Genomic DNA, 19,107 nt, shown 5'->3' on the forward strand with positions numbered 1-19,107 from the left:
AGGACTACGGAAGGTTCCGGAACCTCACTGGTCCTTGGCGGGCCACGGGGCGTCGGCCGGGCGGAGGGTGTCGAAGCCGGGGCCGTTGAGGGCGGTCCAGGCGGCCAGCGCGCCCATGATCAGGATCGGGTTCTGGAGGTGGCCGGCCAGGACCGCGCCGACCACGTCGATCAGCGGCGCCCAGACGGTCTCCATGTCGGCCTCCTCGTGGAGACGCTCGTACGCCTCGTCCGCCGATGACAGGTCGCGGGCCAGGAAGATCCGGATCGCCTCGGTCGTCATGCCGGGCGAGGTGAACGCGTCGACCAGGATCCGCCAGTCGGCGGCCTTGGTGCCGGTCTCCTCCCACAGTTCCCGCTCGCCACCGAGGCGGTACTGCTCCCCCTGTACGTCGAGAAGTCCGGCCGGCGGCTCGAGCAGCCGGTAGCCGACCGGGTGCCGGTACTGGCGCACCAGCAGCATCCGGTTGTGCTCGTCCAACGCGACCACACCAACCGCACCGGGATGTACGACGACATCCCGCACGAACGAGTCCTGACCAGGCGGGGCGATCGTGTCACGCCGTACCGAGATCACCCGGCCGGTCTCGTGCACCACTTCGGAGGCTGCGACCGGCCACTGCTCGCGGACGTCTTCCAGCCCGGAACCGAACCGTAGTTCGGGATGGTCGTTCATCGAGCCTTGACCGCAGTCTTCTTCTTCGCCAGCGGCTCCTCGACGGGCAGCCGGGACTCACGCTGGCGAACGAGAGCGGCCGCGATCAGGCCGGAGAACAGCGGATGCGGCTTGGTTGGCCGGGACCGCAGCTCGGGGTGCGCCTGCGTGGCGACGAAGTACGGGTGCTGCGAACGGTCCAGCTCGATGAACTCGACCAGCTCGTTGTCCGGGGACAGACCGCTGAACACCAGTCCGGCCGTCTCCAACTTGTCCCGGTAGGCGTTGTTGACCTCATAGCGGTGCCGGTGCCGCTCCTGCACGGACGGAGCGCCGTACAGGTTGCGGACGATCGAGCCGTCGGCCAGGTTCGCCGGGTAGAGGCCGAGCCGCATGGTGCCGCCCAGGTCACCGGTGCCGTCGACGATGTGCTTCTGCTCCTCCATCGTCGCGATCACCGGCTGCTCGGCGTCCGGATCGAACTCGCTCGAGTTCGCGTCCACCAGGCCGGCCAGATCACGGGCCACCTCGATCACCATGCACTGCAGGCCGAGGCACAGGCCGAGGATCGGAATGCCCTGTTCGCGGGCGAACCGGATCGCGCCGATCTTGCCCTCGATACCGCGGACCCCGAAACCGCCAGGGATGCAGATCGCGTCGACGTCACCGAGCAACCGCGCGGCCGCCTCCGGAGTCGCGCACTCGTCCGACGCGATCCAGCGCAGATTCACCCGCGCGTCGTTGTCGAAACCGCCCGCCCGCAGCGCCTCCGCAACCGACAGGTACGCGTCCGGCAGGTCGATGTACTTGCCGACCAGCGCGACCGTGACGTTGTCCTTCGGGTGGTGCACGACCCGCAGCAACTCGTCCCAGCGGGTCCAGTCGACATCGCGGAACGGCAGGTTCAGCCGGCGTACGACGTACGCGTCGAGGCCCTCGGTGTGCAGCACCTTCGGGATGTCGTAGATGCTCGGCGAGTCGACGGCGGCCACCACGGCCTCCTGGTCGACGTCGCACATCAGCGAGATCTTCCGCTTCACGCCGTCCGGGATCGGCCGGTCGGCGCGGCAGACGACCGCGTCCGGGGCGATACCGATCGACCGCAGCGCGGCGACCGAGTGCTGGGTCGGCTTGGTCTTCAGCTCACCGCTCGGGGCGAGGTACGGGACCAGCGAGATGTGCAGGAAGAAGACGTTGTCCCGGCCGACGTCGTGCCGGACCTGACGGGCCGCCTCCAGGAACGGCAGCGACTCGATGTCGCCGACGGTGCCGCCGATCTCGTGCAGTACGACATCAACGTCCGGGCCGGCCATCGCCAGCATCCGTTCCTTGATCTCGTTGGTGATGTGCGGGATCACCTGGACCGTGTCGCCGAGGTACTCACCGCGCCGCTCCTTGGCGATCACGCTGGAGTACACCTGGCCGGTCGTGACGTTGGCGACCTGGGAGAGGTCCCGGTCGAGGAAGCGCTCGTAGTGCCCGATGTCCAGGTCGGTCTCGGCGCCGTCGTTGGTGACGAACACCTCGCCGTGCTGGAACGGGTTCATCGTGCCGGGATCCACATTCAGATACGGATCCAGCTTCTGCATGGTGACTCGGATGCCCCGTGCCGTCAGCAGACTGCCGAGGCTTGACGCTGTCAGCCCCTTGCCGAGACTGGACGCCACACCGCCGGTGACGAAAACGTGCTTGGTCTGCTGGAAGTTCGATCCCCTGTCCACGGGCCTTCAGCCTACCTGTTGTCAAGCGCCGGTCGCGACGAGACCCGCATAAAGGTCGAGCAGATTCTTCGCCACCGCGTCCTCATCCGGCCATCTGGCGGCCAACTCCCGGCCCCGCGTCCGCATAGCGTTCGCCGTGTCGGGCTCCGCCAGGACGGCGCGAACTCCGTCCGCCAGCCCGTCCGCGTCACCGGGAAACGCCAGTACAGCGCTGTCGTCGACGAGCTCGGGCACCCCGCCGACCGCGGTCGCCACCACCGGTACGCCGACCTGCATCGCCTCCTGGATCACCAGGGCCCGGGCCTCCCAGTGGGACGTGAGCAAGAACACATCGGCTGCCCCGAGAAGGTCGGCCACGTCGGCCCGGTGGCCCAGCAACCGCACCGGCAATTGTTCGGCGTCGATCCGGGCCTGCAGGTTCTCCCGGAGCGGTCCGTCGCCGACGACCACGAACACCGCATCCGGCGTGGACTCATGCACGCGGGCAGCCACCGACAGCAGGGTCGGGTAGTCCTTCTGCGGCGCCAGGCGGCCCACTGTGACCACCAGCGGCTCGTCGTCCAGCCCGAGGGTCGCCCGGACCTCTGCGGCCGACGTACGGGCCTCAGGGATCGCCGGAGCAGCTACCGGGGCCAGCTCGGCGTGGCGGGCGCCCAAGCTCTTCGCGAGGTCCACCAGGTCGCTCGAGGCGCCCAGGGTCAGGTCCGCTCCCCTGGCGACCAAGCGCTGCCCAAGTCGCATCACGAGCCCGCGTGGACCGGGAGCGATCACTGCGTTGTGCCAGGTGACCACGAGCGGCCGCAGCCTCGACCGGTCTCGGAGTGCGGCCATCCCGGCCCGGTAGCCGTGTGCATGGACCACGTCCGATCCGCGCAACGCCGCGGCCTGCGTGACCACCGTTGCCGCGCCGAAGTCGAAGTGTTCCGCGGTACCCGGAGGTGCGCAGACCACCACCTCGTGTCCGGCCTCGAGGTAGCGGGGCACGAGCGAGGCGACGTGCTGCCCGATCCCGCCGCGCGATTCCGCGAGCAGCAGCCCGATCCTCATTGCTTCTCCTCCACCAGGTTGCGTCGCAGTAGTGCGCGGGTGTCCGCGCGGTCCAGGGCTACCGCGATCACGGCGTACACGATGACGACGGCCAGACCGGAGAGCACCGAGAACAGGACGGCCGTGCCCACTCCGGCGTTGCCGGCGGGCAGGGCGACCACCCAGCCCGCAGCGCCTGCGACCACGGCACCGACCAACGCAGCCAGCGTGGCACGGGCGACTCCGGTCAGCACAGTCGAGCCGGCCTCACGTCGCAGCACGACCACCAGGACTACGGCCCCGACCACCATGCCGACTGACATCGCAGCAGCCAGCGCGGGCACCGCATCCCACTGGCTTGTCAGCACCACACCGGCGACAGCAACCAGCACCCAGGCGGCAGACGTCACCACCGCCACTTCGCGACCGGAGTGCCGTGCATAAAGCACCCGACCCACATGCATCAGTACGGCGAAGCCGATGGCGGCCGGAGCGAAGGCGATCAGTCCGTTGCCCAGTGACGATGCTTGCGCCTCCTGCACCGCGCCATCGTCGTACGCGAAGATGCGGGCGACCGGAACCGCTGTACCAACGAGCAATGCGGCCCCTGCGCCACCGGCCAGCATCACAGCGCGTGTGGATGCGGCCGCATAGACGTCGAACCGCTCCCCGGCCTCAAAAGCTGCTGCGAGCCGTGGAAACACCGCGGTGGTGATCGGTACGGCGAGGACCGCATAAGGCAGCAGGTATACGGCGTTGGCCCACGTGTAGACCGCGATGCTGCCTGCAACACCTCTGTGGTTGGCCAGGTAGGTAGTGACGACGAAGGTGAGCTGCTGAGCGATCAGCACAGCCAGACCGGCCAGTGCGAGTCGTCGGAGCACCGGGCCTACGCCAGGGTCGAGCCGCAGTGTGGGTTTGATCGGCAGGCGCAGGAACAGCATCGGCACCAGCACAGTGAGCGCCAGCGCGGCGACGCCGGCCGTCGTGCCCCACGCCAGCAGATCGGTCGACCCGCGGGAGGCTGCATCCGCGTCCGGAGCGGCTGCCGCGAAGAGGAAGTACGTGGCAACGACCACCAGGCTCGAGATCAGCGGGGCCCAGGCACCGGCCGCAAACCGCTTGTGGGATTGAAGAACCGCCGTTGCGATCACCGCGATCGCATAGCCGAAGACCTGCGGTACGAAGATCATCAGCATCCGGGTCGCGGTCGCCGCCGAACCACCACAGTCCGCGCCAGGATCCAGGATCGCGTCGGTATAGCTGGACGCCAGAAGCCAAGACAGCAAGGCGAACGGCGCCAGCAGGAGCATCGACCACGACAGCAGGGCGCCGATGATCCGGCCCTGCGCGGCCCGATCGCCACGGGCGACCGGACCGGCGAGCACGGGAATGACAGCGCCGGCCAGTGCTCCACCCGCGACGATCTCGAAGAGGATGTTCGGCAACTGGTTCGCGGTCGTGTAGGCCTCGGCCAGACAGCCCGCACCGACAGTCTTCGAGAACACCAGCCAGCGGCCGAACCCGACCACGCGGGCCAGGACCGTCACTCCGGCGACGAGCAACGCCGCCCGAGCGACCCGACCGGCGGTCACTGGGCTGTCACTGGGGGGTCATCGGGGGCGTCGGCCCCACTGGTCGATCTTGTCCAGGACCGGCGTCTCGGCGATGACCTTGGTGAAGCTGACCTTCTCGCTGGCCAGGTTCAGGGCGATGACTGCACCGAGGACCAGCGTCTTCAACGGGCGCGGGAGGGATGCGGCGAGCGCCGTACCGGTGATGGCGCCGAGGCCGTTCGCACCGCAGTCGCCGAGCATCGAGCGCTCGCCCAGGTCGGACGGTGCCGAGGCTGCGGCCGCACCGACGACCGCGCCGGCCGGGCCGTTCATGATCGCCATCGGCGCGCTCACGGCGGCGACGGCCTTCAGCGCGCGGCCGGGACGCAGGTCGAGCAGGTTGGTCAGGTTCGCCGTACCGGCGATCAAGGCGCCGTCGGCAACGATTCCGGCGATCGCCTTCGCGCCGTGGGACTTGCGGGGCAGCAGGACCGCGGCCGCGAGACCGGCCGCGCCGACGCCGAGGATCTTGATCGCACCGCTGGTGACCTCACCGCGCTTCAGGGCTGTGAGGTGACCACGGAAGCCCTTGGCCTGCGTGGTTCCGCGCAGATCGTCGTACGCACCGACCGCGCCTGAGACCGAGCCGGCCAGCAGTGCGGCGGCCTTGACCTTGCCGTCGGACCGCGACGCCGCGACTCCGGCGAGCGCACCGAGCACCGCGATCGGGCCTTCGAGCAGGGTGACCGATTCGCCGCGGTGGTTGGTCCGCTCGAACGGCTCCCGCGTCTCCTTCGGCAGCTTCTCCGCGGCGCGTTCGAGTGCTGCGGTGGCGGCTGCCGCGACGGCAGCGCTGAGAATTCCCACGTCAGTTGTCCTTCGTCTGTACGGCCGAGGGCGCGACGCCGTTCTTCGCGTCGATGGCGCCGTACTGCCCCGCCTTGCCACTCGCCTGCTCGACCAGCGAGAAGACGATCGTCATCCGGCCGGCGGGGAGGTCGGCCACGTCCACCGAGGAAACGATCTTGGTGGCCTCCGAGTCACTCCGCAAGGCCTTGAGCAGGCCGCCGTCCTTCGCAGTGTCCGGCACTCCGGCGACGACAGTGCCCGCACTGCCCTGGTCCAGGCCCTCGAGGAAGTCGACCGAGTCGCTGTACGTCGAGTTGTTCGGCAACGGCGTCGGCGGATTCGCGGCCACCACGACGATCAGGCTGGCCCGCTCCGGCGGCTGCGAAGGCTTCAGCGACAGCAACTTCGCACCGGTCAGCCCGCCGATCGCCTTGGTCGCGTCGGCGTCGGTCGGCTTGCCTTCCTCCTTGGCCGCGATCCCGCGGGCCAGGATCATGCCGGCCCGCTCGTACGTCGTGCTGTCCTTGGGGATGCCGATATCCGCGGTCACCAACTGCTGGACGAGGGTCTCGACCAGCTGGCGCTGACCGGGGTCGAAGAGCTTCGCGTCCAGGGCCACCTTGGTGGTGATCTGGCCGCCGGCCTTCTCCAGCTCGTCCTGGATCCCGTTGGTCAGGTCGTTGTCCGCGCTCGGCATCGTCACGATCGCGATCTTCTTGCCGGTCAGCTTGTTGTCGGTGAGACCCGCGGTGACCTTGGCGACGTAGTCGTCGCGGTACTTGTCCAGCGCCTTCAGATCGACGATCTCGGCCCGCGCGTCGGCGAGCTGCTGCCGGTCCACCTTGGCCTGGTTCTGCACGATCTCGCTGCCGGTGCCCTTCAGCGGTCCGGCGCCGAGCACCACACCGGCACCCAGGGCGAAGAAGATCGCCACGATAGAGACGATGTGGTAGCGAAAGTCGATCACGTGAACAGCTCCCGGATCCAGTAGACGAAGTCGCTCCAGCGCGCCCGCAGGATCGACCAGAGCACGTCGTCGGCGCCGATCGCGACCAACGCCATGCCGAGTGCGAACAGGCCGGCCACGGCCAGCGCGACCACCTGAAGGGTGGAGACCCGGCTGCGGTACAGCCGGCCGACGCCCTTGGCGTCCACCAGCTTGGCACCGACGCGCAAGCGGGTGATGAAGGTGCTGGCCATCCCGGCGCGTCCCTTGTCGAGGAACTCCACCAGCGAGTTGTGGGTGCCGACTGCGACGATCAGCGACGCACCCTTCGAGTCGGCCAGCAGCATCGCGACGTCCTCGCTGGTGCCGGCCGCCGGGAACTCGATCGAGTCCACGCCCAGCCGCTCCAACCGCTCGGAGCCGGGCGCGCGGCCGTCGCGGTACGCATGCACGACCACCTCGGCGCCGCTCTTCAAGGTGTCGTCCTTGACCGAGTCCATGTCGCCGACGATCAGATCGGGCACATAACCGTTCTCCACCAGGGCGTCGGCGCCGCCGTCGACCCCGATCAGGACCGGCCGGTACTCGCGGATGTACGGCCTCAGCGCGACCAGGTCCTCGCGGTAGTCGTACCCGCGGACCACGATCAGCACATGCTTGCCGTCCATCGGCGTATGCACAGCGGGTACGCCGACACCGTCGAGCAGCAGGTCGCGTTCGCGCCGCAGGTACTCGAGAGTGTTGGCGGTGAAGGCCTCGAGCTGGGTGGACAGCCCGGACCGGGCCTCGTCCATCTGCTCCGCGACGGAGTTGCTGTCCTGGACGATCCCCTTGGCGACGACCTCGCCACCCCGATACAGCGAGCCCTCGTTCAGCCGGACCCGCTCACCCTCGTGCAGGATCGAGAACACCTCGCGGCCGACCCCGTCGACCAGCGGAATCCCGGCCTCGACGAGGATCTCCGGACCGAGGTTCGGATACCGGCCACTGATCGAGTCGGCCACGTTCACCACGGCCGACACCTTGCAGTCGACCAGCGCCTCGGCACTGACCCGATCCAGATCGACATGATCGATGACCGCGATCTCGCCCGGCTTCAGCCGTTTCGTGAGATTCTTGGTACGCCGATCCAGCCGGACCACTCCGGTGATGCCGGGCAGTTCAGTCGGTCGTGCTCTCCGCAGGCTGGGCAATTTCATCGCGCTCTCATCCTGCCATGTCAAGAGCCCCTTCCCTGGCCATTTACCCGGCCAGGCCATCGTTCACGCAATGAATTAACGGTCACTGTGCGTGGACGCCGCGCCATTTCATCCTTTCGAACGACCCCTGCACCCCCGCGCGGACTACGGTCTCCGGAACCCAGCAGATCGGAGCAGCCATGCCGGAACAACCTCCTCGGGAGACACCACCAGAGCGGCCCGAGGACCTGCGCAACATCCTGCGCGCCGGTCTGAGCGGGGTCGCCGGCCCGGAAGGAGCGGTGGTCCGTCATCAGGGCGACCCCGACCGGCCTCCGGCAGCCCCGCGGGAGTCGGCGGGACGGTATGTCGAGACGGTTCTGGCGATGGACGACGAACAATTGCAGGCGGCGACGCCCGAATTGCACGGAGCCACCGCCGAGGGCCGCCGGCACGAGTTGATCATGTCGCATCCCGGCGGGTTGAATGCCTTCAGCGACGTGCTCGCGCAGCAGCAGCGGCAGCAGGCCGCCACGTCCGCGGAAGCTCCGGCGACAGCGGACCGTCGGGTGTCCGACTCCGAGCGTCAAGTGACCGGGAGCAGGGTGAACAACGGCCCCGACAAGCCGGGAATCAAACGCTGAGCAGGTTGTTCAGCGTTTCTTGCGCTTGGGTTTGGTGTGGCGTTCGGCGGCCAGTGCGAGTAGCTCCTCGGCGTGGGCCTGGGCGGCGTCAGAATTCTCCAAGCCGGCCATCATCCGGGAGAGTTCCTTCAGGCGGGCGTCGTCGTCGAGCGCGACCAGACCGCTGGTGGTGACCGAACCGTCGTCGCTCTTCAGCACCACCGCGTGCCGGTCCGCGAACGCGGCCACCTGCGGCAGGTGCGTCACCACGATCACCTGCGTCCGCTCCGCCAACCGCGCCAGCCGCTTGCCGACCTCGACCGCGGCCCGGCCGCCGATCCCGGCGTCGATCTCGTCGAAGACCAGCGTCGGCACCGGATGCGTGTCCGACAGGATCACCTCGAGCGCGAGCATCACGCGGGACAACTCACCACCGGACGCGGCCTTCTGCAACGGACGAGCCGGGCTCCCCGGGTTCGCCGCGAAGCAGAACTCGACCTCGTCGATCCCGAACGGTCCAGCCGTGGTCTCATGCACCTCGACCGACAGCTTCGCGTGCGGCATCGCCAGCCCGGTCAGCTCTTCCGACACCGCGACACCGAGCCGCGCAGCCGCATCGACCCGCGCCTCACGCATCTGCCGGCCGAGCCCAGCGATCTTCGCGTCCAGCTCGGCCAGCTCACCGGTCAGCAGCTCGACCTTCTCATCGCTGCCGTCGAGGTCGGCCAGTCGCTCGGCCGATCGCTTGGTCCACTCGATGACCTCATCGACCGTGCCCAGCTCAGCGCCGTACTTGCGGATGAGGCTGGTCAGCAAGGCCCGTCGCTCGCTGACCACGGCCAACCGGGCCGGGTCGGTGTCGACGTCGGCGGCGTACGACGAAAGCTCGCCGGCCAAATCGGCTGCCAGGTATCCGAGCTCGCCTGCGCGGTCCGCCAGCTCGGCCAGCTTGGGGTCGTGCTCACGCTCGCCGTCCAGCACCTGCTTGGTCAACGCCAGCAGACCGAGTACGTCGTTCGGCCGCGCGGTGTCGCGATCTTCCTCGGACGCCAGTGCGTCGCCTGCCGTGCTCGCAGCGGTCCGGAGGCCATCGGCGTACGAGAGGCGATCCTCTTCGGCGGCCAGCTCGGTGTCCTCGCCGGGCAGCGGCTCGGCCTTGGCGATCTCGTTGAGACCGAAGCGGAGCAGGTCCGCCTCGGCGAGCCGATCGCGCTGCCGGGTGATCAGCTCCGTCAGCTCCGCCTCGACCTCACGGTGTCGCTTGTAAGCGGCGGCGTACTCCTGCAGCGGAACGAGCACCGGCTTGCCGGCGAACGTGTCCAGCGTCTCGCGCTGCCGCGCGGGCTGCAGGAGTCGCCACTGATCCGCCTGCCCGTGGATCGCGACCAGGTCGCCAGACACCTCGCCCAGCACCGACACCGGAACAGACGCGCCACCGAGGAACGCACGAGAGCGCCCCTCGGACGACAGCTCGCGAGCGATCAGCAACTCGTCGTCATCCAGCTCACCGCCACGGTCCTCGGCCTGCTGCACGATCGACTTCGGTACGGCGCTCGCCCGGCCCTCGACCCGTGCCCGCCGCGTCCCGTGCCGGACCAGGCCGCTGTCGGCGCGGCCACCGAGCAACAGGTTCACGCCCGTCACGACCATCGTCTTGCCGGCCCCGGTCTCGCCGGTCACCGCGGTGAATCCCGGATCGAGGTCAAGGGTGGCGTCCTCGATCACGCCGAGCCCGGTGATGCGGATTTCGGACAGCATCAGGTCTCCTGTTGGCTGTTGCCGTTGCGTTTGCGCTCGGCGGCTCCACGCCAGCCGAGCACCGGGAGATCGAACTTCGCCACCAGCCGGTCGGTGAACGGCGCCTCGTGCGCCCGGGCCAGCCGGACCGGCGTCGTACCGCGCCGCACCTCGATCTCGGCACCGGGTGGCACCTCGACCATCCGGCGACCGTCGCACCAGAGCACCCCGCGACCGTGCCAGGACGAGACCAGCTCGATCGACAGCCGCGACGTCGGCGCGACCACGATCGGCCGCGAGAACAGCGCGTGCGCGCTCAGCGGCACCAGCAGGATCGCCTCGACCTCCGGCCACACGATCGGACCACCCGCGGAGAACGCGTACGCCGTGCTCCCGGTGGGTGTCGCGACGACGACGCCGTCACAGCCCCAGCGGGACAGCGGGCGGTCGTCGACCTCGACCAGCACCTCGAGCATCTTCTCGCGGGCGGCCTTCTCCACGCTCGCCTCGTTCAGCGCCCAGGTGTCGAAGATCAGCTCGCCGGCCGACCGGACCTCGACGGCCAGCGTCATCCGCTCCTCGACCGTGTACGTGCGGTCGACCACGACCTGGACGATCCGCTCAAGGTCGTCTACCTCGGCCTCGGCCAGGAACCCGACGTGCCCCAGGTTCACCCCGAGCACCGGCGTACCGTGCGGGCGGGCCAGCTCGGCACCGCGCAGGATCGAACCGTCGCCGCCGAGCACCATGATCAGCTCGACGTCCAGCGCCGCCTTCTCGTGGTCGTCGACGATCTCGACCGGGTCGAGCTTCAGGGCCTCGGCCTCGCCGCCGAGCAGGCGGACCTGGATCCCGGCGTCGGTCAGCAGCCGATGCGCGTTCCGGGCCACCTCGACCGCTTCCTCGCGGCCGGTATGCGTGACCAGCAGCACGCTGCGCGGGTCCTGCTCAGCCACCCTGCCTCCTTCGCGCTCTTAGTGCGGTCCACGCTCGATGGCGTCCTGGAGCATCGTCTCATCGAGCGGCGGCGCAGATCGGCGTATCCACAGGAAGTATTCGACATTTCCTGACGGACCAGGCAACGGACTGGCCGCGACGCCTTCGATTCCCCAACCTAGCTCGGCAGCTTTACCCGCCACCCCACGTACGGCGTCCGCCCGCAACTCCGGGTCCCGGACGACGCCGCCCTTGCCGAGCCGGTCCTTGCCGACCTCGAACTGTGGTTTCACCATCAGCACCAGCTCGCCGTCCGGCTTGACCACCCCGATCAGCGCCGGCAGAACCAGGGTAAGCGAGATGAAACTGAGGTCGCTGACGACGAGATCAACCGGTTCAGCACCGATGGCATCCAGCGTGAGCGTACGGACGTTGGTCCGGTCCATCACCGTCACGCGCTCATCGGTCTGCAACGCCCACACCAACTGCCCGTATCCGACATCGACCGCGATCACGTGGGCCGCGTCGTTCCGGAGCAGTACGTCGGTGAATCCGCCGGTGGACGCACCTGCGTCCAGGACTCGGCGTCCCTTGACCTGGACGCCGGGGAACGCCTCGAGGGCGCCGATCAGCTTGTGCGCACCGCGGCTCGCGTACCCGGGATCGTCGGTCTCCGAGGTGTCCACGAGGATCGGCGCGTCGGCGCCGACACCGGTCGCGGGCTTGCTGGCGACGGTCCCCGACACCTTCACCTTGCCGGCCGCGATCAGCTCGCTCGCGTGTTCACGAGATCGCGCCAGACCACGCCGTACCAGCTCGGCGTCGAGCCGCGACCGCTTGACTCCCTTCGCCACTTCCGTCTAGGCGCGATCGCCGTGCTCGGCGTCCGCCTCCACCAAGGCACTCTGCAGTCGCTCGTGCAGATCCGCGTACACCTCGGCATGATCACTCACGGGCCGGTCCCGCAGGCTGTCCAGCCGGTCCATCGTCTCCTCGACCAACGGATGCCCATCCTCGGACCGAGCTTGAGACTCTTCCACGAACTCGGCCTGGGATTCTTCGGCCTGGAACTCTTCGGCTTGGAACTCTTCGGCTTGGAACTCTTCGGCCTGGGGTTCTTCGGCTTGCTGGTCCTGTGGGGCTTCGGCTTGTGGGTCCTCCGCGGACTCGGCGACGAAGGAGTGTTCGTGCTCCTCGCCCGGTGCGCGGGCGAACTCTGGTCCGAACTCCACCTCGGCCGGGTCCACATGCGCGTTCTGGGACCCGGGCTCGGCGTCGTAGTCGGGGCGCGCGGGCGTCTCCTCCTCGGCCGGATACGGCTCGACGTCAGGGTCGACGTCCGGTGGGAACTGCTCGCCGGGATGCTCGGTCACTTCATGCCTTCTTCGCCGTCTTCTTCGCGGCAGCCTTCTTCGCCGGCGACTTCGTGACCGCAGCCTTCTTGGCCGCGATCTTCTTGGCTGCTGCCTTCTTCGCTGCCTTCTTCGCGGCGATCTTCTTGGCCGGAATCGACTTCTTGGCGGGCGCGGTCTTCTTCGCCGTGGCGGCAGGCGCCTGGGCCGCAAGGTTCGCGGCGGCGGCCGGTGCGGGCGCAGCCGGAGCGGCTGCGGCAGTGCGGGCGTCGGCGAGCTCGGATTCCAGCGTCTTCACCCGCCGGGTCAGCGCCGCGACCTCCTCCGAGCGGACGAACCCGAGCCGTGCGACCGCGCCCTCGACCTCGTTCGTCACGATCGCTTCCAGGAGCTGACGATTGCTCTTGCTGGTGGCAACGATCTCGTCGGCCAGGTCGCTCACTCTGGTGGTCAGCCCGCTCGTCAGCGCGTCCGCGCCGGTCTGCTGCAGCAGCGCTTTCGCCGCCGCCTGGGCCTTCTGCCGGCTGACCTCCGTCAGGCCGTTCGCCAGTTGTACGTAGCCGCGCAGTGCGTCCATCACCATGACTGCCTCCTCGCTTCGTTCCAGCAACGGTATCGCCTCACCGCAGCAATACCACCCAGCACCGCCTACTTGCCGGAATGCTTACTGATCCAGGCCCACTCGGTGGAGGGCGGCGTCGATGGTGATGGTGCCGGGAGCCGGAGCGGGCTTCGGGAGTGGGCGCCGGGCGCGACCGGCGGTCTTGGCCGCCTTCGTCGTGGGCTTCGGTGGCGCATCGACGGCGGCCCACACCGCGGACAGGATCGCGCGCAGACCGTCGTACGGCTCGCCCTCGCCCTTCACCGACACGGAGTTGTTGACGATCTCGGCCGTCCAGCCCGCACACGTGTGCTTCGCACCCTCGACCGTGACGCCAGGCTGCTTCTGTGCCAGCGCGCTGAGGTCAGGAGCGATGTACGTCGGTCGCTGATTCGGCGGCGCCTGGGCCAGGTCATGGGCGTCGTTCACACCCGTCGCCACCCACAGACTCGCGATCCCGACCGCGTGCGCGCCGGCGATATCGGAGTCCAACCGGTCCCCGATCATCAACGGCTGCTTGGCTTTCAGGCGCTCGATGCTCGTCTCCAGCAACGGCGGCTCGGGCTTGCCTGCCACGACCGGATCCACGTCGACGGCGGCCCGGATCGCCTGCACCAGCGTGCCGTTCCCCGGCGCCTTCCCAGCCGCAGTGGGGATCGTGAGGTCCAGGTTGGTCGCGAACCACTTCGCGCCTTCGTGAATCGCGTGCGCGCCGTCCGCGAGCATCACCCAGTTCACGTCGGGGTGAAACCCTTGTACGACGGCGACCGGGTGCGCATCGCTGCTCTGGACCGCTTTCAGCCCGTATTCCTCGAGAGCGGCGTACAGACCCTCACCGCCGACCACGAGCACCGGCGACCCCTTGGGGAACTCGCTCGCGATCAGCTTCGCCGCCGCCTGTGCGGACGTCACCACGTCATCGGCGATCACATCCAGCCCGAACGACGCGAGGTGCTCGGCAACGACCTGCGCGGGCCGACTCGCGTTGTTGGTGATGTAGCCGATCCGCATGCCTTCCTTGGCGGCCTTGCGGAGGTTCTCCGGGGCGTCCGGGACCGGATCGGGACCGACGTACACGACGCCGTCGAGGTCCAGCAGGGCCACGTCGTACCGGCCGGCGAGTGGTTCGTCACACGCCGAGAGCGGTGAAGGCGCTTTCCGTGCCGTGCTCATGCTTCTCCCCGTACGATTCCGCGCATGCCATCACCGCGGCCGGAGCCGAGCGTTCTGCGGCTCGACCCGCTGCGCGCCTGGCGGTTCGTGGCCGGCAAGGTGAGCGGGCTCGGCGCCGTCACGTCACCGCCGTACGACGTGCTCGAACCCGCCATCGTCCGGCGGCTGACTGACTCTGATCTGCACAACATGGTGAGGCTCATCCTTCCACGCGATCCGGAGCTCGGCCCCGGCCGGTACGACGAACCCGCGCGCAGGCTCACCGGGTGGCAACAGGCCGGGGTGGTCGTGCAGGACCAGGTGCCCGCGTTGTACGTGTACGAGCAGCAGTTGGGAGACGCCGTGCTGTGCGGATTGGTCGGTTCACTCGGCCTCGATCCGGAGCGGCGCGTGGTGCTGCCGCACGAGGACGTGATGCCGCACTGGGTCGACGACCGGCTCGAGCTGATGGAGGCCACGGACGCTGATCTGGAGCCCATCCTGCTCGCGTACGGCGATGGTGGAGTGGCAAGCGATGCCGTCGACGCGGCGCGATCCGGCGAACCGTGGCTGGAGGCCGACGCGGGTGGCGCGCAGCACCGGATCTGGCGGATCGAGGATCCGGTCGTATTGGCGGCGATCGAGGCCGAGCTGGCGGGGCACGAGGCGTTGATCGCCGACGGGCATCACCGGTATGCGGCGTACCTGGAACGTCGGCGGCGTGAGCCGGGCCGCCTGGGTACGGACGTGGGGCTGGCGATGCTGGTCGACTACAACCGGCACCCGCTGACGCTGGACCCGATCCACCGAGTGGTACCGGGCCTTGACCTCGCCACAGTGCGATCGCGTACGCCGGAGGGTTGGCAGGTGCTCCCTGGACGGGTCGAGCGCGTGCCGGACCGGATCGCGGTGACGGATGGGACGAGCTGGGTGACGCTGCGGTCGACGCGTGGGCAGGAGACGCCGACGGTCTCGATGCTGCATGACCTGCTGCTGCCGGCGTGGCGTGTGGTGGAGGCGGACATCAGCTTCCATCACACGCTGCCGGACGCACTGGCGCTCGCTGGGCCTCAGCAGGCGGCTGTGGAGTTGGTGGCGCCCCGGATGGACCAGGTACTGCGATCCGCGGTGAGAGGCGTCGTACTGCCGCAGAAGGCGACGTCGTTCGGGCCCAAGCCGCGCGTGGGGTTGTTGTTCCGGACGCTGTAGCTGTTAGGGCCGGTGGTACAGGCTGAGGAACTCTTCGCGGAGGGGCTTGCGGGCGGCGCGGTGCCGCTCGGTCAGGCGTCCGAGGGTGAAGGAGAGCTCTGGGTCGTCCTGAGCTGCGGCGTCTGCTGCCATCGCGGTCAGGGCATCAGCCGCGGCGCAGTGATCCTGGTGCTGGCCGAGTAGCTCTTGGTACTTGGCTGCTTGGGTTGCGGTGGCTTTGGCCTCTTCACCCAGTACGGATGCGCTGGTGCTGGCGGCGTACCGAACGCGCTTCGCAAGCAGTCGCACCTCGTGCCAGTCGTCGTCTGGGGTCCAGGGCTTGAGTTTGTTGGCCGCTTGGCCGAACTTGAGGTTGGCCGCGTCCAGGAGCTTGGGCAGGACCTCACCGCACGGCTTGCCGGCCGCAGGTTTGAGGTCAGGCGCCGCTGCGACGGCTTCCAGAGTCTCCAGCAGCTCAGCGGTGGACTCGCCCAGCACAATCTCGGCGGAACGTGCAGCAGCTCGGTCCAGGCCGATGGTCAGCGTGGTCAGGATCGTCTCGACGTGCTCCTCGTCGTCCTCGCTGTTCGCCGTCTCGCGAACCAGCCCAGCAATCACTTCCAGATCCCGAGCCTCACCACAGGCTTGGGCCAACGCGGCCAGCTCACTGCGCAACTCACCGGCCCAGTCGCCCGCCGGCAACTTCCGGAACAACTTCAGATCACTGCGCAATCGACGACAAGAGACCCGCACCTGGTGAATGGCGTCATCCTTCTGCGCCTCCACCATCCCCACAGCGCCCCGCAACCGTCCAACCCCACGTACCAGGGCACTCGCCACCAACACCCCCACCGGAGCATCGGCCGTCAGCGGCCCATCCCACCCAAGAACGCCCATCCCGCCATTCTCCCTAAAGAAAAATCCCCCCGCGCCAGGCGCGGGGGGATTCTCTTAGTCTTCGGGCCTTTCTCTAGGCTCGAGCTTTACGTCAAGCTTCTCAAGCTCTACGTCGGGCTCCTCGTCCTGTTCTTCGGAGTCCTCAAGCTTTTCTTCTTCTTGCTCCTCGCGGGCATCCTCTTGCTCAAGGCGCTCGTCTAGCTCTTCGCGCGCAGCGTCCTCTTCTTCGAGGCGCTCGTCTCGCTCTTCACGCACAGCGTCTTCTCGTTCAAGGCGCTCGTCTCGCTCTTGCTGCGCAGCGTCCTCTTGCTCGAGCCGCTCGTCTCGCTCTTCCTGCGCGGCATCTTCTTGCTCGAGCCGCTCGTCTAGCTCCTCGCGCGCAGCGTCCTCTCGTTCGAGGCGCTCGTCGTCTGCGAGGTCCTCATCCAGGACGTCGTCGTCCTCGTCCGCCTCGTCCTCGTCGTCGAGGTCGGTGAACTCGAGACCCTCGAGTCGGGCTGCGCGCTCAGCCGCACCGGTCTCACCGTCGGCGTCCGCTCCAGCCGCCCGGTGGAACCAGACGAGCGCGTCCTCCGTCCGCCCAGCCTCCTCGAGTGCATCGGCGTACGCATAACGCAACCGAGGCAACCACTCAGCCCGAGTCCGCTTGGTCAGCTCCGGCACCTCAAGCGTCTGAATAGCCGCAGCCGTCTGCCCCATGTCACGCCGCGCCCCAGCCGCCACAATCAGCAGCTCGACCTGCGTACCTTCCGACAAGTCATGCACATGCTTGTCCTTGGTCAGCGCCAGCGCCTTGTCCGGCCGCCCAAGAGCCCGCTCGCAGTCGGCCATCATCGCAAGAACCTCATGGTTCCCGGTCATCCGCCGTACCGCCCGGAACTCGGTCAACGCCTCGTCGTAGTGCTCAGCCAGGTACGCCGTGATCGCCACAGCCTCCCGTACGCCGCCAAGCCGCGCAGCCAGCCGCCGAGCCGTCCGGGCATGCTCGTACGCCCGCTCCGGATCTTCGTCGAGGAACCGACCAGACGCCACGAGATGCTGAGCGACCAGATCAGCCAAGGTCCGCGGCAGCGACCGCAGCTCAGCCTTGACCCCTCGATCCAACTCAGCCCCGGTGATCCCCTCCGGAATCACCGGATCGTCGCGCCGAGGCCCAGCCTTCTCCTCACCCCGATCATCCCGACGAGGCCCACCCCGCCGTTCATCCCGTCCCCCACGCTCATCCCGCCGCCCAGCACGAGCCGGCCCACTCCCCCGCGCCCCACCACGCTCACCGCCACCAGACCGCTCACCACCACGGAACCCACCGCGATCGCCACCACCCGCACGATCATCGCGCCGATAACCACCGCGATCACCACCACCAGCACGGTCGTCACGCTGATAGCCACCGCGGTCGCCGCCAGCACGCTCATCGCGCCGGTAGCCACCACGGTCGCCTCCACCGGAACGGTCGCCACCACGGAAACCACCGCGGTCGCCACCACCCGCACGGTCGTCACGCTGATAACCACCGCGGTCGCCACCGCCAGCACGGTCGCCACCACGGAAACCACCGCGGTCACCACTGCCAGCCCGGTCGTCACGCTGGTAACCACCGCGGTCGCCGCCAGCACGCTCATCACGGCGGTAGCCACCACGGTCGTCGCCGCCGGCGCGGTCGTCACGGCGGTAGCCGCCACGGTCTCCGCCGGTGCGGTCGTCTCGTCGCGGTCCACCGCGATCTCCGCCGGCCTGATAGCCACTGCGGTCGTCTCGTCGGGGTCCGCCGCGGTCGTTCCCGGCCTGGTAGCCGGTGCGGTTGTCTCTGCGGGGACCTCCACGGTCTGATCCCGCGCGATCGTCGCGCCGGTATCCACCGGACCGGTCGTCACGACCGGCGCCCCGACCACGGTCACCGCGGTCGTCGCGCTCACCGCGACCCGGCATCTGACCGCCGAACGGATCCCGCTCCGACTTGTCATCCCCGCGCGCAAACCCACGCCGGTTGTCATAACGCGTCTCGTCCCGATCGCCATCCCGGCCAGACCCAGACCGCGAACCACCCCGCGGCCCACCGGCACGAGGCGAATCCCCGCGACTCGACGGCCCTCGGTAACCACCGGAAGACCGCGGCCCACCGCCAGACCCGCCAGCTCCACCGGACCGACCGCCGGCTCCACCGGAACGTCCACCGCTGAACCCAGATCCACCAGAACCCGAACCCGAGCCCGAACGACCGCCTTCACCACCGCGACCGCCACCGGACCCACCACGACCGGCTCCACCAGGCCCCGAACGACCAGATCCGCCGGCACCTCCGCGACTACCGCCGCTCGAGCCGCCGCGACCGGAACTGAACCCGCCGGAGCGGCCTGAGCCCGAGTTCGAACGTCCACCACCGGAGCCACCGGAACGGCCGTCGCCTCCGGAGGAACCACGACGGTCCCCTGAGCCGGAGTGAGAATTGCGAGGTGGCGTCGCCACGGGTGACTCCTAACGATGGTGTGCTGCAACCGCACAAACTTACCGCCACCGATGCCAGACAGCCCCATCGAGGGGCTCCCGCGGACATAGTGGCGCAGACCGTGATCCCACGGCCCAAAGATCCGGACATATGTTAAGGGCCACCCCATTGGGGTGGCCCTTAACAGTGTGAATGTCCGGCGGCGTCCTACTCTCCCACGACCTCCCGGTCGCAGTACCATCGGC

The 19,107-nt window shown here is 68.7% G+C and carries 18 protein-coding genes; 2 read left to right on the forward strand and 16 right to left on the reverse strand.

Annotated elements, in window-relative coordinates; genetic code table 11:
- Positions 1 to 24: 24 nt before the first annotated feature.
- Genes AB0L70_RS31780 through steA form a run of 7 tightly spaced genes read right to left on the reverse strand, consistent with a single transcriptional unit; the run spans position 25 to position 7,951 of the window.
- Complete coding sequence (locus AB0L70_RS31780; RefSeq protein WP_363690460.1) at positions 25 to 675, reverse strand: NUDIX hydrolase; 651 nt, start codon at positions 673 to 675, stop codon at positions 25 to 27.
- The gene (locus AB0L70_RS31785) at positions 672 to 2,375 is read right to left on the reverse strand and encodes a CTP synthase (protein WP_363690461.1); all 1,704 of its coding nucleotides are present in this window, start codon (positions 2,373 to 2,375) and stop codon (positions 672 to 674) included. The genes AB0L70_RS31780 and AB0L70_RS31785 overlap by 4 nt, the downstream gene beginning before the upstream one ends.
- Positions 2,376 to 2,396: 21 nt before the next feature.
- A complete protein-coding gene (locus AB0L70_RS31790) occupies positions 2,397 to 3,422 on the reverse strand; it encodes a glycosyltransferase family 4 protein (protein WP_363690462.1) in 1,026 nt (341 codons plus the stop codon).
- A complete protein-coding gene (locus AB0L70_RS31795) occupies positions 3,419 to 4,996 on the reverse strand; it encodes a lipid II flippase MurJ (protein ID WP_363690463.1) in 1,578 nt (525 codons plus the stop codon). The genes AB0L70_RS31790 and AB0L70_RS31795 overlap by 4 nt, the downstream gene beginning before the upstream one ends.
- Positions 4,997 to 5,014: 18 nt before the next feature.
- Positions 5,015 to 5,824 carry a hypothetical protein gene (locus AB0L70_RS31800; RefSeq protein ID WP_363690464.1) on the reverse strand — a complete coding sequence of 270 codons (810 nt, stop codon included), beginning with the start codon at positions 5,822 to 5,824 and terminating at the stop codon, positions 5,015 to 5,017.
- 1 nt (position 5,825) lies between these two features.
- Positions 5,826 to 6,773: a copper transporter gene (locus AB0L70_RS31805; protein WP_363690465.1), complete on the reverse strand. Its 948-nt coding sequence runs from the start codon at positions 6,771 to 6,773 to the stop codon at positions 5,826 to 5,828.
- Positions 6,770 to 7,951 carry a putative cytokinetic ring protein SteA gene (gene steA / locus AB0L70_RS31810; protein WP_363690466.1) on the reverse strand — a complete coding sequence of 394 codons (1,182 nt, stop codon included), beginning with the start codon at positions 7,949 to 7,951 and terminating at the stop codon, positions 6,770 to 6,772. Before steA ends, AB0L70_RS31805 begins: the two co-directional genes overlap by 4 nt.
- A gap of 179 nt (positions 7,952 to 8,130) precedes the next feature.
- Between steA and AB0L70_RS31815 the strand changes: the two genes are divergently transcribed.
- Positions 8,131 to 8,574, forward strand: a complete 444-nt coding sequence (locus tag AB0L70_RS31815; RefSeq protein ID WP_363690467.1) for a hypothetical protein — start codon at positions 8,131 to 8,133, stop codon at positions 8,572 to 8,574.
- Between the two features lie 9 nt (positions 8,575 to 8,583).
- Here the strand turns inward: AB0L70_RS31815 and recN are convergent, their stop codons facing one another.
- The 6 genes from recN to AB0L70_RS31845 form a co-directional block, all read right to left on the reverse strand.
- Positions 8,584 to 10,311 (reverse strand): DNA repair protein RecN, encoded by a 1,728-nt coding sequence (recN, locus tag AB0L70_RS31820; protein WP_363690468.1) that lies wholly within the window; start codon positions 10,309 to 10,311, stop codon positions 8,584 to 8,586.
- Positions 10,311 to 11,246, reverse strand: coding sequence for an NAD kinase (locus AB0L70_RS31825; RefSeq protein ID WP_363690469.1), 936 nt, complete (start codon positions 11,244 to 11,246; stop codon positions 10,311 to 10,313). The genes recN and AB0L70_RS31825 overlap by 1 nt, the downstream gene beginning before the upstream one ends.
- 18 nt (positions 11,247 to 11,264) lie before the next feature.
- The gene (locus AB0L70_RS31830; RefSeq protein ID WP_363690470.1) at positions 11,265 to 12,080 is read right to left on the reverse strand and encodes a TlyA family RNA methyltransferase; all 816 of its coding nucleotides are present in this window, start codon (positions 12,078 to 12,080) and stop codon (positions 11,265 to 11,267) included.
- Positions 12,081 to 12,086: 6 nt separating this feature from the next.
- Positions 12,087 to 12,599, reverse strand: coding sequence for a hypothetical protein (locus AB0L70_RS31835; RefSeq protein WP_363690471.1), 513 nt, complete (start codon positions 12,597 to 12,599; stop codon positions 12,087 to 12,089).
- 1 nt (position 12,600) lies between these two features.
- On the reverse strand, positions 12,601 to 13,161 hold the full coding sequence (locus AB0L70_RS31840) for a polyhydroxyalkanoate synthesis protein PhaF (protein ID WP_363690472.1): 561 nt from the start codon (positions 13,159 to 13,161) through the stop codon (positions 12,601 to 12,603).
- An 81-nt stretch (positions 13,162 to 13,242) separates the two neighbouring features.
- Positions 13,243 to 14,352, reverse strand: a complete 1,110-nt coding sequence (locus AB0L70_RS31845) for an HAD-IIA family hydrolase (protein WP_363690473.1) — start codon at positions 14,350 to 14,352, stop codon at positions 13,243 to 13,245.
- Between the two features lie 24 nt (positions 14,353 to 14,376).
- Between AB0L70_RS31845 and AB0L70_RS31850 the strand changes: the two genes are divergently transcribed.
- On the forward strand, positions 14,377 to 15,540 hold the full coding sequence (locus AB0L70_RS31850) for a DUF1015 domain-containing protein (RefSeq protein ID WP_363690474.1): 1,164 nt from the start codon (positions 14,377 to 14,379) through the stop codon (positions 15,538 to 15,540).
- Positions 15,541 to 15,543: 3 nt separating this feature from the next.
- Here AB0L70_RS31850 and AB0L70_RS31855 read toward each other — a convergent pair whose 3' ends face one another.
- From AB0L70_RS31855 to AB0L70_RS31865, 3 genes are read right to left on the reverse strand one after another with little or no spacing between them, the layout of a single operon-like run.
- Positions 15,544 to 16,416 carry a CHAD domain-containing protein gene (locus tag AB0L70_RS31855; protein ID WP_363690475.1) on the reverse strand — a complete coding sequence of 291 codons (873 nt, stop codon included), beginning with the start codon at positions 16,414 to 16,416 and terminating at the stop codon, positions 15,544 to 15,546.
- 54 nt (positions 16,417 to 16,470) lie between these two features.
- Entirely contained in the window at positions 16,471 to 17,550 is a 1,080-nt protein-coding gene (locus AB0L70_RS31860; protein ID WP_363690476.1) for a hypothetical protein, read from the reverse strand.
- Entirely contained in the window at positions 17,547 to 18,794 is a 1,248-nt protein-coding gene (locus AB0L70_RS31865; RefSeq protein WP_363690477.1) for a hypothetical protein, read from the reverse strand. The genes AB0L70_RS31860 and AB0L70_RS31865 overlap by 4 nt, the downstream gene beginning before the upstream one ends.
- Between the last annotated feature and the right edge of the window lie 313 nt (positions 18,795 to 19,107).

Source organism: Kribbella sp. NPDC051952 (assembly GCF_040680855.1).
GTDB lineage: Bacteria > Actinomycetota > Actinomycetes > Propionibacteriales > Kribbellaceae > Kribbella.